The organism is Serratia sp. YWN4 (genome assembly GCF_055790845.1).
On record NZ_CM147696.1, the window covers coordinates 4345347 to 4361085 of the forward strand.

12 protein-coding genes are annotated in these 15739 nt (G+C 57.7%); all 12 read left to right on the forward strand.

Going from position 1 to position 15739, the window contains the following annotated elements; translation table 11 throughout:
• The first annotated feature begins 38 nt into the window (after nucleotides 1-38).
• The 12 genes from ACX9GT_RS20205 (at nucleotide 39) to tnpC (ending at nucleotide 15370) form a co-directional block, all read left to right on the forward strand.
• Nucleotides 39-1322, forward strand: coding sequence for a nitrate- and nitrite sensing domain-containing protein (locus ACX9GT_RS20205; RefSeq protein ID WP_473188420.1), 1284 nt, complete (start codon nucleotides 39-41; stop codon nucleotides 1320-1322).
• Between the two features lie 266 nt (nucleotides 1323-1588).
• On the forward strand, nucleotides 1589-2848 hold the full coding sequence (locus tag ACX9GT_RS20210) for a CmpA/NrtA family ABC transporter substrate-binding protein (RefSeq protein WP_473188421.1): 1260 nt from the start codon (nucleotides 1589-1591) through the stop codon (nucleotides 2846-2848).
• A gap of 424 nt (nucleotides 2849-3272) precedes the next feature.
• Nucleotides 3273-4151: a nitrate ABC transporter permease gene (gene ntrB / locus ACX9GT_RS20215; protein WP_473188422.1), complete on the forward strand. Its 879-nt coding sequence runs from the start codon at nucleotides 3273-3275 to the stop codon at nucleotides 4149-4151.
• 9 nt (nucleotides 4152-4160) lie between these two features.
• A complete protein-coding gene (locus ACX9GT_RS20220; RefSeq protein ID WP_473188423.1) occupies nucleotides 4161-4949 on the forward strand; it encodes an ABC transporter ATP-binding protein in 789 nt (262 codons plus the stop codon).
• 3 nt (nucleotides 4950-4952) lie between these two features.
• Nucleotides 4953-9077: a nitrite reductase large subunit NirB gene (gene nirB, locus ACX9GT_RS20225; protein WP_473188424.1), complete on the forward strand. Its 4125-nt coding sequence runs from the start codon at nucleotides 4953-4955 to the stop codon at nucleotides 9075-9077.
• Entirely contained in the window at nucleotides 9074-11716 is a 2643-nt protein-coding gene (locus tag ACX9GT_RS20230; RefSeq protein WP_473188425.1) for a nitrate reductase, read from the forward strand. The genes nirB and ACX9GT_RS20230 overlap by 4 nt, the downstream gene beginning before the upstream one ends.
• 21 nt (nucleotides 11717-11737) lie before the next feature.
• Nucleotides 11738-12532 (forward strand): uroporphyrinogen-III C-methyltransferase, encoded by a 795-nt coding sequence (cobA, locus tag ACX9GT_RS20235; RefSeq protein WP_473188426.1) that lies wholly within the window; start codon nucleotides 11738-11740, stop codon nucleotides 12530-12532.
• Between the two features lie 37 nt (nucleotides 12533-12569).
• Complete coding sequence (locus tag ACX9GT_RS20240) at nucleotides 12570-12788, forward strand: SymE family type I addiction module toxin (protein ID WP_473191649.1); 219 nt, start codon at nucleotides 12570-12572, stop codon at nucleotides 12786-12788.
• Nucleotides 12785-12970 (forward strand): hypothetical protein, encoded by a 186-nt coding sequence (locus tag ACX9GT_RS20245; RefSeq protein WP_473188427.1) that lies wholly within the window; start codon nucleotides 12785-12787, stop codon nucleotides 12968-12970. Before ACX9GT_RS20240 ends, ACX9GT_RS20245 begins: the two co-directional genes overlap by 4 nt.
• Nucleotides 12971-13041: 71 nt before the next feature.
• A complete protein-coding gene (gene tnpA / locus ACX9GT_RS20250; RefSeq protein ID WP_473188428.1) occupies nucleotides 13042-13374 on the forward strand; it encodes an IS66 family insertion sequence element accessory protein TnpA in 333 nt (110 codons plus the stop codon).
• Nucleotides 13361-13741, forward strand: a complete 381-nt coding sequence (tnpB, locus tag ACX9GT_RS20255) for an IS66 family insertion sequence element accessory protein TnpB (RefSeq protein WP_473191650.1) — start codon at nucleotides 13361-13363, stop codon at nucleotides 13739-13741. Before tnpA ends, tnpB begins: the two co-directional genes overlap by 14 nt.
• 42 nt (nucleotides 13742-13783) lie before the next feature.
• Nucleotides 13784-15370, forward strand: a complete 1587-nt coding sequence (gene tnpC, locus ACX9GT_RS20260; RefSeq protein ID WP_473191651.1) for an IS66 family transposase — start codon at nucleotides 13784-13786, stop codon at nucleotides 15368-15370.
• Nucleotides 15371-15739 lie beyond the last annotated feature (369 nt).

Below are 15739 nucleotides of genomic sequence, written 5' to 3' on the forward strand. Positions count from 1 at the left end.
CTTGTATAAACTCGTTATTTACCGCAACGAGGATCCTCATGAGCCGAGATCGCGCTTTTCCACCTAGCGCCACTGCTTTTTGGCTGGCGTCGAAGCGCTGTGAAATTACCCATCTACAGCAACTGTTGCAGATGGGGCAACTGGTCGGGCAGGTAAGTCAACTGATCCACGTACTGCAACGAGAGCGTGGCAGCGTCAATATCTATGTGTGTTCACAAGGCACGATGTTCGGTGACCTGCTCGCGGTGCGGGCGCAAGAGGTCGAGCAGGCTGAACTGGCGGTACAACGGCTGTTGATCTCTCTTGATATCGTCAACGCGCCGCTGGCCGGTTCCAGCCGTCTATTTAATCGCATCGCCCGCGCGTTGCATCACCTTACCGCTTTGCCGACGTTGCGTGGGCAGGTGCAACGATTACAGATCGCCCAGCCGGTGATCATGGACATCTTCAATACCCTCATTCACAGCCTGCTGGCGCTGGTATTCGAGGCCGCAGATGCCTGTGTGGAGCCAGCGGTTGCACGATCATTGATCGCCATGTTCAGTTTTATGCAGGGCAAGGAACTGGCGGGGCAAGAACGGGCTATCGGCGCAGCGGGATTCGCCGCGATGCGGTTTGGCGAGCAGGAACATCGACGGCTACAGACGCTTATCGATGGTCAGGAACGCTGCTTCGAACTCTTCAGCGATTTTGCCGATGGCGAAACGTTGGCACAGTGGCGGAGCGTGCAACAACAGGATCATCGCGAATTTGAGCGCTTACGGCGTATCGCCTGCACTCAGCGGCAATTGAGCGATCCGCGCGATACCAGTCTGCGTTGGTTCGAGATCACCAGCGAACGAATCGATCTGATGAAGCAAATCGAAGACCGACTGGAGGACGCATTGATGATCGGTTGTCGCCACAGCCTGAACGAAGCGCAGCGCGAACTGGAACAGGATTACGCTGCCTGGACTCCCCCGCAGATGCAGGAGAGCTTTGCGATGTTCGTGGCGGCTCCGCTGAGCGATGTGGAACCGCTATTGGGGGATGGCATTCCTCCGTATCTGGGGCGTTCGATGATGGATATGATTCGCCAACAGTCGCAACGTTTGCAGACCTTATCGGCGGAATTGGCCAGCGCGCACGCTACATTGCATGAGCGGAAGCGGATTGAGCGCGCAAAAGGACTCCTGATGCAGCACCGTGGCCTGTCGGAGGAACAAGCACATCGTCTGCTGCGTAGTATGGCGATGAATCAAAACCGACGCCTGATCGATATCGCCGAAGCGATGCTGGCGGTGGCCGAGATTTTACCCCAGCCTGCAGGCGATAGGCCGTAAGGTATGCACTCTGTCAGTGCAGCTTCTGCTTTACCCTTGTGCAATCGCCGTGACTTCAGGCACCGCGAACGCGCGCAATACCCGGCAATTCCATTAGTTATTAAATTGGCGCGTAATTTGCATTAATCACTGTGTCAATCGGCCAATGGCGGTCGATAGGCTACAAGATTTGGACAAAGGCGTCCTTTCAGCACGTTCATACCCACGGTGGAATGTGCTGATGGGACGCCTTTTTTATTTTTATCGCCTGACTGAGGGATTCGCCGATGACGCACACCAACAACCCCAGCCTGAAGCTATCGCGCCGCCGCTTTCTGATAGGCAGCGCGGCGTTGGGCGGCAATATGATGTTGCCTGGACTAATGAATGCCGCCTGGGCTGCTGGCTCCGATGCGCCGGAGAAGAAAGAGATCCGCGTGGGCTTTATTCCATTGACCGACTGCGCCTCGGTAGTGATGGCGGCGGTGAAAAAATTCGACGAGAAATACGGCATTAAGATCGTGCCCAGCAAAGAGGCCAGTTGGGCAACGGTGCGCGACAAACTGTTGTCCGGCGAGCTGGATGCGGCGCACGTGCTGTACGGCATGGTCTACGGTCTGCAACTCGGCATCGCCGGGCCGCAGCGTGAGATGGCGGTACTGATGACACTCAACAACAACGGACAGGCGATCACACTCTCCCATCAGTTTCGGCAAGCCGGCGTCCTCGACGGCAATAGCCTGAAGAAGCACATCGATGCAGGCGAAAAGGGCGCGTATACCTTCGCCCAAACGTTCCCGACCGGCACGCACGCCATGTGGCTGTATTACTGGCTGGCGAATGCTGGCATTCATCCATTCGACGACGTGCGAAACGTGGTGGTACCTCCACCGCAAATGATGATGAACATGAAGATCGGCAACATGAGCGGTTTTTGCGTCGGGGAACCGTGGAACCAGCGCGCGATCGCGGAAAACATCGGTTTTACCGCCATCACCACTCAGGAGATCTGGCCCGATCATCCGGAAAAAGTCTTGGGCACCACGGCGGATTGGGCGGCAGCCAATCCCAACAGCGCCCGGGCGCTGACCGCAGCGGTGCTGGAGGCGGCGCGCTGGATTGACAGCACGGACGCCAACCGGCAGGAGACGGCGCAGACGGTGGCAGGACGGGCCTACATCAACGTGCGTCCAGAGATTATCGTCAGCCGCATGCTGGGCCAATATCAGAACGGTCTGGGCAAACGCTGGCAGGACTCCCATGAGATGCGTTTCTTCCACGATGGTGAGGTGAGTTACCCCTATCTGTCTGATGGCATGTGGTTCCTGACCCAACACCGTCGATGGGGGTTGCTGAACGCCGAACCGGATTACCTGACCATCGCGCGCCGGATAAATCGTACCGATCTCTACAAACAGGCCGCCGAAGCGGTGGGCGGCATCAATCTGCCCAGCAACGACATGCGCGCCAGCACGTTGCTGGACGGCAAGCGCTGGGATGGCAGCAACCCGGCGGAATACGCCAACAGTTTCTCTTTAAAACGCTGAGAATGAGATGAGCGTATCCCAACTATTTTAAGAGCGGCGAAGGGTTCGTCAGGTAGGTGTGAGACCTCCGGCATTATGGTGCCCAATACGGAATGCATAACCGAACCTACGACAGGAAACACGTCAGCGTCAGGCCGTTCTGAACGACAGATGCTGGCAACACATTAACTCTTTAAACATAAGGGTGAATGCTGAAAGGTTGCCAAGGCAGCCGTAGTGATGACAACGACAGGTAAGACCGTGCCTCACCAAACCTGGATACGTTCCTGAGCTTAAAGCTCGCTCGGAGAATAAGGCATGAGTCAGCGAATCTCATCAAGGCCCGCAGCACTGGCTGCAACAAAGCCGGATATAGAGCTGCAACCTACCGTCAACGTCAATACCACGGAAGCCTTGCAAACGGGATGCATTCATATAGCAACGTATGAAAAATCTCGCCGAACGTCTGGACATCCCTAAGCCGTTGGAGGCGGAGGTGGTGCCGTTGAAGGTGCAGCCCAAACCTACGCGCCGACCGCACTGGCGACAGTTGCTGCAACGCACCTTTCGCCGAGCGGTGCCCGCCGCGATCGGCCTGGTGCTGGTCGTCTCCACCTGGCAGATCGCCGCGCTCAACAGTCAGGGATTCCCGACGCCGCACGCCACCTGGCAGGCGGCGGTGACGCTCTTCGCTGACCCATTTTATTCCGCCGGACCGAACGATCAGGGTATCGGCTGGAACGTGCTGGCTTCGTTGCAGCGCGTCGCAGTCGGCTTCGGGTTGGCGGCGCTGGTCGGTATCCCCGCCGGTTTTCTGCTTGGTCGTTTCACATTTATGGCGCAGATGCTGAACCCGATCATCTCTCTGTTGCGGCCAGTTAGCCCACTAGCCTGGCTGCCGATCGGCCTGCTGCTGTTTCAACGCGCCGAACCGGCGTCCACCTGGACCATTTTCATCTGCTCGATATGGCCGATGATCCTCAACACCGCCGAGGGCGTCACACGCATCCCGCAGGATTACCTCAACGTGGCGCGCGTGCTGAAACTGCCTGAGTGGACGGTGATGCGCAAAATCCTGTTTCCAGCGGTGTTGCCTTACGTGCTGACCGGCGTACGGCTGTCGATCGGCATCGCCTGGCTGGTGATCGTGGCGGCGGAAATGCTCACCGGCGGTGTTGGCATCGGTTTTTGGATCTGGAACGAGTGGAACAACCTCAACGTGGAAAACATCATCATCGCCATCGTGGCGATCGGCGTAGTGGGTCTGCTACTCGAACAAGGGCTGATGTGGCTGGCGAAACGTTTTAGTTATCAACAACATTAAGGAGCACATATGAAACCAATCATTCAGGTGCAAAACGTCAGCCAGCGCTTCGCCACCCCACAAGGGGAATTCGTCGCGCTGGATCGGGTGAGCTTCGATATTCAGGCTGGGGAAACCGTCAGCCTGATTGGCCACTCCGGCTGTGGCAAATCCACGCTGTTGAATTTGATCGCCGGGCTGACTCAGCCGAGCGATGGCGTATTGCTGTGCGACAACCAGCAGATCGTCAGTCCAGGGCCGGAGCGCGGCGTGGTGTTTCAAAACCATTCGCTGCTACCGTGGCTTACCGCTTACGAGAACGTGACACTGGCTGTGCATCAGGTCTTTCGCGGACAGATGAGCCAGGCGGAGATGCGAGAGTGGATCGAACACAACCTGGAGCTGGTACATATGAGCCATGCGCTGCACAAGCGGCCACATGAGATCTCCGGCGGCATGAAGCAGCGCGTCGGCATTGCGCGCGCGTTGGCGATGAAACCCAAAGTGCTGCTGATGGATGAGCCGTTCGGCGCGCTCGACGCCTTGACCCGCGCGCATTTGCAGGACGCAGTGATGGAGATCAAACGGCGGTTGCACACCACTATCGTGCTGATCACGCACGACGTGGATGAAGCGGTGCTGCTGTCCGACCGGGTGTTGATGATGACCAACGGCCCGGCGGCACGCATTGGCGAAGTGCTGCCGGTGACGTTGCCACAACCACGTTCCCGGGTAACGCTGGCAAGCGACGCCGACTATCACCATAGCCGTCAGCAGGTGCTGAAGTTCCTGTACGAAAAGCATGCGAAGGCGGCCTGAGTCATGGCGCGCCAACGACTGGTGGTGATCGGCAACGGCATGGCTGGAATGCGGCTGGTGGAAACGCTTTGCCAACGGACGCCGCAGCGCTATGCCATCACGGTAATCGGCGAGGAGCCGCGCGGCAATTACAACCGCATCCTGTTGTCACCGGTATTAGCGGGGGAGAAAACCTTCAGCGAGACGGTGTTGCACGACGCCGAATGGTATCGCCAGCAAGACGTGCAGTTGCTGGCTGGCGAGCCAGCGCTAACGCTGGATCGGCGTCAAAAGCGGATTACAACCTCGCGGCGCTGGCTGGGATATGACCTGCTGGTGTTGGCAACCGGATCGCGGCCACTGATGCCGACGTTACCCGGCATCGGGCTGACGGGTATTCATGGATTTCGCACGCTGGATGATGTGGAGGCTATGCTGACGCATTGCGAACCGGAGCGACGAGCGCTGGTGCTGGGCGGTGGCGTATTGGGCATCGAAGCGGCGGCGGCGCTGGCTCAGCGTGGCATGTGCGTCACCGTGGTGCACCGCGGCGCTCACCTGATGGAGCGGCAATTGGACGCCGTCGCTGCGGAAATGTTACAGCGCAATTTGCAGCAGCGCGGCATAGCGTGTCGGTTGGGCCGCGAGGCGCTGCACTTTCAGGGCGAGGAACGACTCAGCGCCGTCAGCCTGAGCGGCGGGGAGGAATTGGCGTGCGAACTTGCGGTGGTCACCATCGGCGTGCAGCCAGAGATCCGTCTGGCGCAGGCCGCAGGGCTGAGGTGCGGGCGCGGCGTCATCATCGACGAGCGTATGAACACGTCGGATCCGGCAATTTTCGCACTGGGGGAATGCGCACAGTTTGGCGAAACCACGCTGGGGCTAGTGGCGCCATGTTGGCGGCAGGCGACGTTGCTGGCTCGGCGGCTGGCTGGCGAGCCGACGGAAGCGTACGCGCAAGAGCCGCAGCCTTTGCGGTTAAAGGTCAGCGGCATTGAGATGTTCAGCGCTGGCGAAGTGGTGGCGGATGAACATACCGAGGTTTACCACGCGGAAGATCCCCTGGCGCAGCACTACCGGCGCCTGTTGGTACGCAACGGCGTGCTGAGTGGTGCGCTGCTGTACGGCGATGCCAGAGAGAGCGCTTTTTATCTACAACGGCTTGGTCAGTCGGTGAATCAACCCGCGGCTCTGCTGTTCGGCAGTGATGAACACAAAGCGCCGGGCACACCCGGCGAGAGGACATTGGCTATGAACAAACCTGTTTTGGTGGTCGCCGGTCACGGCATGGTGGGGCATCACTTTCTCGAACAACTGGTGGCACGCGAGCTGCATCGGCAACATCACATCGTGGTGTTCGGAGAAGAATCGACGGCGGCTTATGATCGCGTGCACCTGTCTGAGTTCTTTTCGGGGCGTAGCGCGGCGTCGTTGTCGATGGTCGAGGATGGTTTTTTCGAACGTTATGACATCGAACTGCGATTAGGCCGGACGGTATGCGCCATCGATCGTCAACGACGCTGTGTGATCGATGATGCTGGCCGGGAGACGGCCTATGACCGTCTGGTGCTGGCTACCGGCTCCTATCCCTTCGTGCCTTCGTTCCCCGGTAACGATCGCACCGGTTGCCTGGCCTACCGCACGTTGGACGACCTGGCGGCGATCGCTGAATGTGCACAAAGTGCCTGCGTTGGGGCTGTGGTTGGCGGCGGTTTGCTGGGGTTAGAAGCGGCCAACGCATTGCGTCAACTCGGGTTGGAAACCCATGTAGTCGAGTTTGCGCCGCGGCTCATGGGGGTGCAGTTAGATGAAGGCGGTTCGTCGATGCTGCGTAAAAAAATCGAAGCTTTGGGCGTCAATGTGCATACCGACAAGCAGACACAGAGCATAGGCGAAGGTTTACTGCGGCGTCATAGCATGAATTTTGCCGACGGTGGGCATCTGGAGACGGATTTAATCCTGTTTTCCGCCGGTATCCGTCCCCGGGATCAACTGGCGCGCGAGTGCGGACTGGAGATTGGGCCGCGCGGCGGTATCGTTATCGACAGTGAGTGCCGCACCAGTGACGATGCCATTTATGCGATCGGCGAATGCGCATTATGGAATGGCCAAATATTTGGATTGGTTGCGCCGGGATACCAGATGGCACGAACCTTAGCGGATCAACTTGCCGGGCAAGACAGCCTATTCTGCGGCGCTGATATGAGTACCAAACTGAAGCTGCTGGGTGTCGAAGTGGCGTCTATCGGCGATGCTCACGGTCACACGCCGGGGAGTCAGAGCTACAGTTGGGTTGACGGCCCGGCAGAAGTGTATAAAAAGCTGGTGGTCGATGCGACAGGCAAGCGCTTGTTGGGCGCGGTATTGGTAGGGGATAGTGCGGAATACAACAGCCTGCTGCAAATGATGTTGAACGATATGCCGCTGCCCCCCCATCCGGAAAACCTAATTCTGCCGGCTTCTGCGGGTTCAGTGCAGCCAGGAGCGGGCGTTTCGGCCTTGCCGGCCAGTGCGCAGATCTGTTCTTGCCATAACGTCAGCAAAAACGACATCAGCGAAGCGATTGCCCAAGGCTGCGGCGATTTGGCGGCGGTGAAGGCTTGCACTAAAGCGGGCACCGGCTGCGGCGGCTGTGAGGCGCTGGTAAAGCAGGTAATGGAGCATGAGTTACAACAACACGGCGTGGTGGTGAAAAAAGATATCTGCGAGCACTTCGCCTACTCGCGGCAAGAGCTTTATCATCTGGTTCGCGTTGGCGAAATTCGCACCTTTGACGAACTGCTGTCCCGTCACGGCCAGGGGAACGGCTGTGACGTGTGCAAGCCGCTGATCGGCTCTATTCTCGCCTCCTGCTGGAACGAGTATTTGCTGAAGCCGCAGCATCTACCGCTGCAGGATACTAACGATCGCTTCTTCGCCAACATGCAAAAGGATGGCACCTATTCGGTAGTGCCGCGGGTACCGGCAGGCGAAATCACGCCGGAAGGCCTGATCGCCATCGGCCAAATCGCCCAACGCTATCAGCTTTACACCAAAATCACCGGCGGTCAGCGGGTTGACATGTTCGGTGCGCGACTGGAACAACTGCCGGAGATCTGGCGCCATCTTGTGGCTGTGGGATTTGAAACCGGCCACGCTTATGGCAAATCGTTACGCACGGTGAAATCCTGCGTCGGTTCCAACTGGTGCCGCTATGGCGTGCAGGATTCGACAGCGTTGGCGATTGAATTGGAGCATCGCTACAAAGGGCTGCGCTCGCCGCACAAAATCAAGATGGCGGTATCCGGCTGCACCCGCGAGTGCGCGGAAGCGCAAAGCAAGGACGTTGGCGTGATCGCCACCGAAAAAGGGTGGAACCTGTACCTGTGCGGTAATGGCGGTATGAAACCGCGCCATGCAGACCTGTTCGCAAGCGATCTCGATACCGCCACGTTGATTCGCACCGTCGATCGTTTTTTGATGTTCTATATTCGCACTGCCGATCGGCTACAGCGTACCAGCACCTGGATGAATAACCTGGAGGGTGGGCTGGATTATCTGCGAGAGGTGGTGCTGGGAGATCGTCTCGGCATTGCTGCCGAACTGGAGGCCGAAATGGCCTCGGTGATCGCCAGTTATCAATGCGAGTGGCAGACCACATTGGCCAGTCCCGACCGGCTTAAGCTATTTCGTGCATTCGTCAATAGTGAACAGCCGGATGAAGCGATCGGTTGGTTGCCGGAACGCGGTCAGCGGCGTCCTGCCGGTTGGCGCGAGCAGGTGAGCCCGATCGCCGAACAACCGGCGCAATGGGAAGTCGTCTGTAATTTGGCGGATATTCCGCTCAATGCCGGAGTCGCCGCGCGCTTGGGCCAGCGTCAAATCGCCCTGTTTCATCTTCCCGATCGCGGCGTCTATGCGTTAGCCAACCGGGAGCCAGACAGCGACGCCAACGTGCTGGCACGAGGCTTGCTGGGTGACGTAGCGGGTGAACCGGTGGTGATTTCTCCCCTGTACAAACAGCGCTTTCGGTTGCGCGACGGCACCTGTGTGGATGGCGGCAAACAGGGTGTGACCGCCTGGCCGGTACGGGTACAGTCTGGGCAGGTGTGGGTATATAGCCAACCGCTCGCAGCAGATACGACACAATCGCTGGACATAACGTCATGAGTGTCCGCCATTGCACGACGTGCCCCTACTGCGGCGTTGGTTGCGGGGTCGCCATCGAGCAGCGAGATGACGGTACGCTGACGATCAGTGGCGATGCGGAGCACCCGGCGAATCAGGGACGGCTGTGCGTGAAGGGCAGCGCGCTGGGGGAGACGCTCGATCTGACGGGGCGCTTACTCTATCCACAGATAAATGACCGAACCGTCGGTTGGGATGAAGCACTGGAACAGGTGGCGGAACGCTTTAACCGAATTATCGAGCAACATGGGCCGCAGGCGGTGGCGTTTTACGCCTCTGGCCAACTGTTGACCGAAGACTACTATGTCGCTAACAAACTGATGAAAGGGTTTATCGGCTCCGCCAATATCGATACCAACTCTCGCCTGTGTATGGCCTCAGCGGTGATGGGATATAAGCGAGCCTTTGGCGCTGATGCGGTGCCATGCAGCTATCAGGATATCGAGCAGGCGGATTTGGTGATCCTCATAGGTTCGAACACCGCCTGGGCACATCCGGTGGTATATCAACGGTTGGTTAACGCACGCCGACTACGGCCACAGATGCAGGTGGTGGTGATCGACCCGCGAGAGACTGCCAGTTGCGACATCGCTGATCTGCATTTGGCGCTGCGCCCCGGTAGTGATGCGGCATTGTTCAATGGCGCTTTGCACTGGCTGGCGCAACAGGGTGAATTGGATCGGTCTTTTTTACAGCGACATGTGACGGGGTTTGAAGCTGCGTTGGCCCAAGCTATGCAGTGGTCGCTGGAGCGGGTGGCGGCGTTTTGCCAGTTGCCAGTATCTAAGCTGCTGGCGTTTTACCGTCTGCTGCGAGATGCCAGCAATTGGCTGACACTTTATTCGATGGGCATCAACCAATCTTCGAGCGGCACGGATAAATGCAATGCGATCATAAACCTGCACCTGGCGGGAGGTCGTATCGGCAGAGCTGGCTGCGGACCGTTTTCGCTGACCGGCCAGCCCAATGCCATGGGAGGACGTGAGGTCGGCGGATTGGCCAACCAACTGGCCGCGCATATGGGGTTCAACGATGCGGATATCGATCGGGTACAGCGTTTTTGGCAGGCGCCTGCGATAGCGCGCGAGCCCGGCTTGAATGCCGTGGAGCTTTTTCAAGCCGTAGCCACCGGACGGGTGAAGGCGATATGGATCATGGGCACTAACCCGGCAGTGTCGCTGCCGGATGCTGATAGGGTGCGACAGGCGCTGCGGCAGTGTCCGTTGGTGGTGGTATCGGAGGTGATGATCACCACCGATACCGCTGCGCTGGCGCATATTCGCCTGCCAGCGTTGGCATGGGGAGAGAAAGAAGGCAGCGTTACCAATTCAGAGCGCTGCATTTCTCGTCAACGGGCATTTTTACCGCCGCCGGGAGAAGCCCGAGCCGATTGGTGGATCCTGAGCCAGGTTGCGCAGCGCATGGGGCACGGCGCGGCGTTCGCCTATCGTCATCCTGCGGAGATTTTCAACGAGCATGCGGCTCTGTCCGGTTTTGAAAATAACGGTACGCGCGCTTTCGATATCAGCGGGTTGGCGTCAATGACCCAAGAGTCGTGGTATCACATGGCACCGGTACAGTGGCCGGTCAATTCACGTCATCCGGCAGGTTGTCACCGCCTGTTCGAGAATGGCCGTTTCTTGCATGCCGACGGCAAGGCGCGCCTGTTGCCGATCGTTCCGCAACTGCCGCATAACGCGCCGTCTACAGCCTATCCTCTGGTCCTGAATACTGGTCGCATCCGCGACCAATGGCACACCATGACGCGCACCGGCAAGGCGGTTCGGCTAATGCGCCATCTGAGCGAGCCTTTTTGCGATATGCACCCATTGGATGCCGCCGCACAGGGTATCGAGGATCGCAGTCTGGTGCGGCTCTGTACCCCCTATGGCTGGATGCTGGCGCGCGCGCAGTTAAATTCAGGGCAGCGGCGCGGCAACGTGTTTGTGCCGATGCACTGGAACGAGCAGTTTACCGCACAAGGGAGGGTGGACAGCCTGATCCCGTCTGTGGTGGATCCCCATTCCGGCCAGCCGGAGAGCAAGCATACGCCGGTACGGATCAGCCGCTGGCCGACCATCTGGCAGGCGGAAATATTTCTGCGCACGGATATGCCAGCGCCGGTCGGCGTCTACTGGAGCCGAATCGCGCAGGAGGGCGTGACACATTACGTTATGGCTGGACGCAGGGCGGTGACCGATTGGCCAGGCTGGTTGCGGCGGTACTTTCCGCAGGAGGGACTGACGTTTCAGACCGCCTGGCTGGGGCCAGACGGTTTCCATGTGATTGGCTGGCAACAGGGGCAAGTGGCGTTGGCGTTTTACGTTCAGCGTCAGGCACCGATGGTCGATCGCGATGCGGTTTTACAGGCGTTTGTGCTGGCGCCAGCACCGGGTGTCGCGCGACTGGCGTTGCTGGCGGGGCAAGGCGCAGCAGATAAACTGGCGACGGGCGCGACTATTTGCAGCTGTTTCGGCATAGGGGAAAATCACATTATCGCGGCAATTGCGGAAGGATGTCGCAGCGCCGCCGCACTGGGTGAACGCCTGCAATGCGGCACTAACTGCGGTTCTTGCCTGCCAGAGCTGAAAAAACTACTCCAACTGCATGGAACTCAGTAAGTCATCTGACGGAGTGAAACGATGAAAGAGGTAGAACAGCAGAAAGTGTTAAGGAAGAAACGTCCGTCGGTAACACATGGTGAAGTTTGGTTGGTCGGGGCTGGACCTGGAGATGCAGAGCTACTTACCATAAAAGCGCTGCGTGTTATGCAGCAAGCAGATGTAGTTGTGTTCGACAGGCTTGTTTCTGCAGAAATAATGGCGTTGTTACCAGACAGAATACGGCGAATCGACGTGGGTAAGTCCGCAGGCCGATATACCGTGTCACAAACTGAAATTGAACAGTTATTGGTAACATTGGCATATGCTGGCAATCAGGTCGTGCGATTAAAAGGCGGAGATCCTTTTATCTTCGGTCGCGGAGGCGAGGAAATGATCACATTACGGCGGTACGGTATAACTTGCCATATCATACCCGGTATTACTGCTGCCAGTGGTTGTGCAGCAGCGAGTGGTATACCTCTAACTCACAGAACTTTGGCACAATCGGTGCGGTTCGTGACGGGGCATTGCCGTGATGGTGGTTTCATGCCTGACTGGCATTCATTGGTCAGTGATAATCAAACCTTGGTATTCTATATGGGATTATCGCATAGCGCATTAATTGCATCCCAATTAATACGTTACGGCATGGAAAGTAATACACCACTGGCAATCGTTGAACGAGGAACACAACCGCAACAAAGAGTGCTAACTGGTACTTTGGGTAATCTATCAGAGCTTATTTCCCGCACACGCCCAATATCCCCCAGTTTGCTGATAATAGGCGCAGTAACGAGATTATGTTTTGCAAATCAAACTGATGGATTTGGATAACAATAACCTCAGTAAGCAGAGCTTGATTTCCCCTCCAATCACTCGGATTGATGCAGGGGAGTTACTACCTGATGGCAGAAGAAACCAAGCGGTTTGCCGTACCAACGGCGGCAGGCCGAACACGCTGCCACAACTGACGATCAAGGGCCGCTGGCTGGAAGCGTTGGGCTTTACTCAGGGCCAACCGGTGAACATTACCGCCGAGCACGGCCAACTGATTATTCGCACCGCGCCCGCCACGGAGGGAACCGCATGAACGTCACCTTTACCCCTGAGCCGATCCCGGAGCTGATGATTGAAGGCGCTACGTTGGCCAGACTCGGATTTACCGCTGGCACCCCGCTGCAACTGACACGCCAGCATCGCACCTTATGGATCACTGTCGTCACCGACGAGGCCACCTGGGAAGCGCTGTGCGAGGCCGTGTACTTCCGGTGAACTCGTATTTTCATAATAATTTCAGCAGGTAAGATCGGCACCATCCTCCACTGACACAAGGGTGTTTACCGATGCAAAAACAACGATGGTTCATTGACCAGAAAAAACAACACGTCGCCAGTTGGCGCGCCAGCGGCCTTACCCGCCGGCAGTATTGTGAGCTCAACGATATTCCTTTTACCTCCTTTCGTGAATGGCCCCAAGATGTCGCAAAAGCTCAACGACGTGCAAGCAAACCTACTGTTTTGCCCGTTCAGATCGTCCAATCCGCTCCACCTTCTGAACCCTTTTCATCTGTGGCGAATGAACCCGTTACGCTATTCCTGCCCGGCGGAATACGGATGTGCTGCCATCCTTCACAACTGACCGATGTCTTCAAGGCGCTCAAGCATACTGACGCCTGAAAATGTCTTTCTCGCCGTGAAACCCGTTGATATGCGGCGCGGGATCGACACGCTTACGCAGTACGTGCAAGATGAACTGCAGGCGTCCTGGCACGAAGGTGCCGCCTTCGTCTTCACCAACAAGGCTCGCTCCCGCATTAAGGTGCTGCGCTGGGATAAGCACGGCGTCTGGTTGTGCGTTCGTCGTCTGCACAAAGGAAACTTCCGCTGGCCCCGGGCAAATGAGGTTGCCTGGTCACTCACGCCCGATGAGTTCAACTGGCTCGTCAGTGGTGTTGACTGGCAGCAGGTGAGAGGCCACGACCTCGAAAAATGGGTCTTCCATGGCGAGTCTGAATATGGCTCGCAGAACATGATAACCTCATGAAGAATAATGATTATCCATGTCGGGAGTGGTATAATGATCCGCATGGATATCTCCGTTCTCACCACCATCAGTGACATCGAACAGCTTCGCACTCTGGCACTTGCCATGGTGCAAAATGCAATGTCTGAGAATGCAGAAAAAGAAAAACTTCGTCAGCAAAATACCGGGCTTCAACAGCGTATCGAACTCCTGGAAGAAATGCTGAAACTGGCCCGCCAACAGCGCTTCGGGAAAAAAAGTGAGACCCTGGCCGGGATGCAACGCTCCCTGTTCGAAGAGGATATGGATGCCGATATCGCCGCCGTTGAAGCGCAACTGGATACATTGCTTCCCCCAGAAGAAACGCCCCCCGGCAAAAGTCCGGCACGTAAACCGCTTCCGGCACATCTTCCGCGAAAAGAGATCGTTATCGTTCCCGCATCAACGGAAAGCTGCCTTGACCCCGAATGCCCTGGAATGCTGCACCACATCCGCGATGAAGTGAGCGAAAAACTGGAGTACATCCCGGCCCGCATCGTGGTTAACCGGTATGTTCGCCCGCAGTACGGCTGCAACTGCTGCCAGTGTGTGGTCAGCGGTGACATGCCCGCGCACATTATCCCGAAAAGTGTGGCTGAACCGTCACTCATCGCGCAACTGGTGATAAGTAAACACTGTGACCATATGCCGCTGTATCGTCAGCAGTCGGTGCTGGCCCGGTCAGACATCAGTCTGCCCGTCAGCACGATGGCGGATATGGTCGGGCGTGCGGGCACCGTACTGACGCCACTGGCAGAGACGTTGCACCGGATGTTGCTGACACGGGATGTGGTACACGCCGATGAAACGCCCCTGCAACTCCTCGACACGAGAAAAGGGGGCAAATCCCGCGCCGGTTATCTCTGGTGCTACGTCAGTGGTGAACGAAGTGGCCCGCCAGTGGTGTGCTTCGACTGTCAACCCGGCAGAAGCAGCCAATATCCGGCGGGATACCTGAAAGACTGGGCCGGGAGCCTGGTGGTTGACGGGTACCCGGCGTATGAAACGCTGGCAAACCAGCACAACGGGATAATCCTGTCGGGGTGCTGGGCTCATGCCCGCAGAAACTTCGCGGACCTGTATAAAGCGGGTAAAGCTCCGCGTGCAGCCACGGCGATAAGACAGATAGCCAGCCTGTACCGGCTGGAAAAGAAGATCCGGCACCGGCCAGTAGAAAAGGTCCGCCAGTGGCGACAGCGTTATGCGCGACCGGCACTGGAAAAACTTTGGCACTGGCTGGAACAGCAGAAAAATGCGTGCCCGGAGAACTCTGCGCTGGGCAAAGCGATCACGTACGCGCTGAAACGTCGGGTTGCCCTCAGTCGCTTCCTGGACGATGGCGGGTTGCCGCTGGACAACAATGTCTGCGAGCGGGCGATCAAACCGGTGGTCATGGGCAGAAAATCATGGTTGTTCGCAGGTTCGGTTGCAGCAGGCGAACGCGCGGCGAAAATCATGAGTCTGCTGGAAACGGCAAAGATGAATGGCCTGGAGCCGCATGCCTGGCTGACGGATGTTCTGCGGCGTCTGCCGGGCTGGCCAGAAGGGCGTCTGGAGGAGTTGTTGCCGCTGCCGGGGTTCACCTTCGCGGGGAGCGACGCCTGCCAGTAATCCCGTGACTTCGCGCACTAAGGACTTGCGGCGCTGACACCGTAAATATCGGGAGCCCGCGTCCCACATGGCTTCAACGGCAGCGACAACGGACTCAGCCCCTGTGCCAAAGCCCCCCAACACCACACTCAGCACTTCACCACCTGACGAACGGCCTCCTGTAAACCAGATGCAGGTCTCATAAACCTGTCAATACGGGTTCACCGGAAGCACACACCGGAAGCACACGATGCAGGTCTCATAAACCTGTCAATACGGGTTCACCGGAAGCACACGGTTCACCGGAAGCACACCTGGAACTCATCATTGCGCACGGTATGCTCCGGTTACAGCGGCGGGAAGTGGAAGTTTTTAGGGCTTAAATGCAAA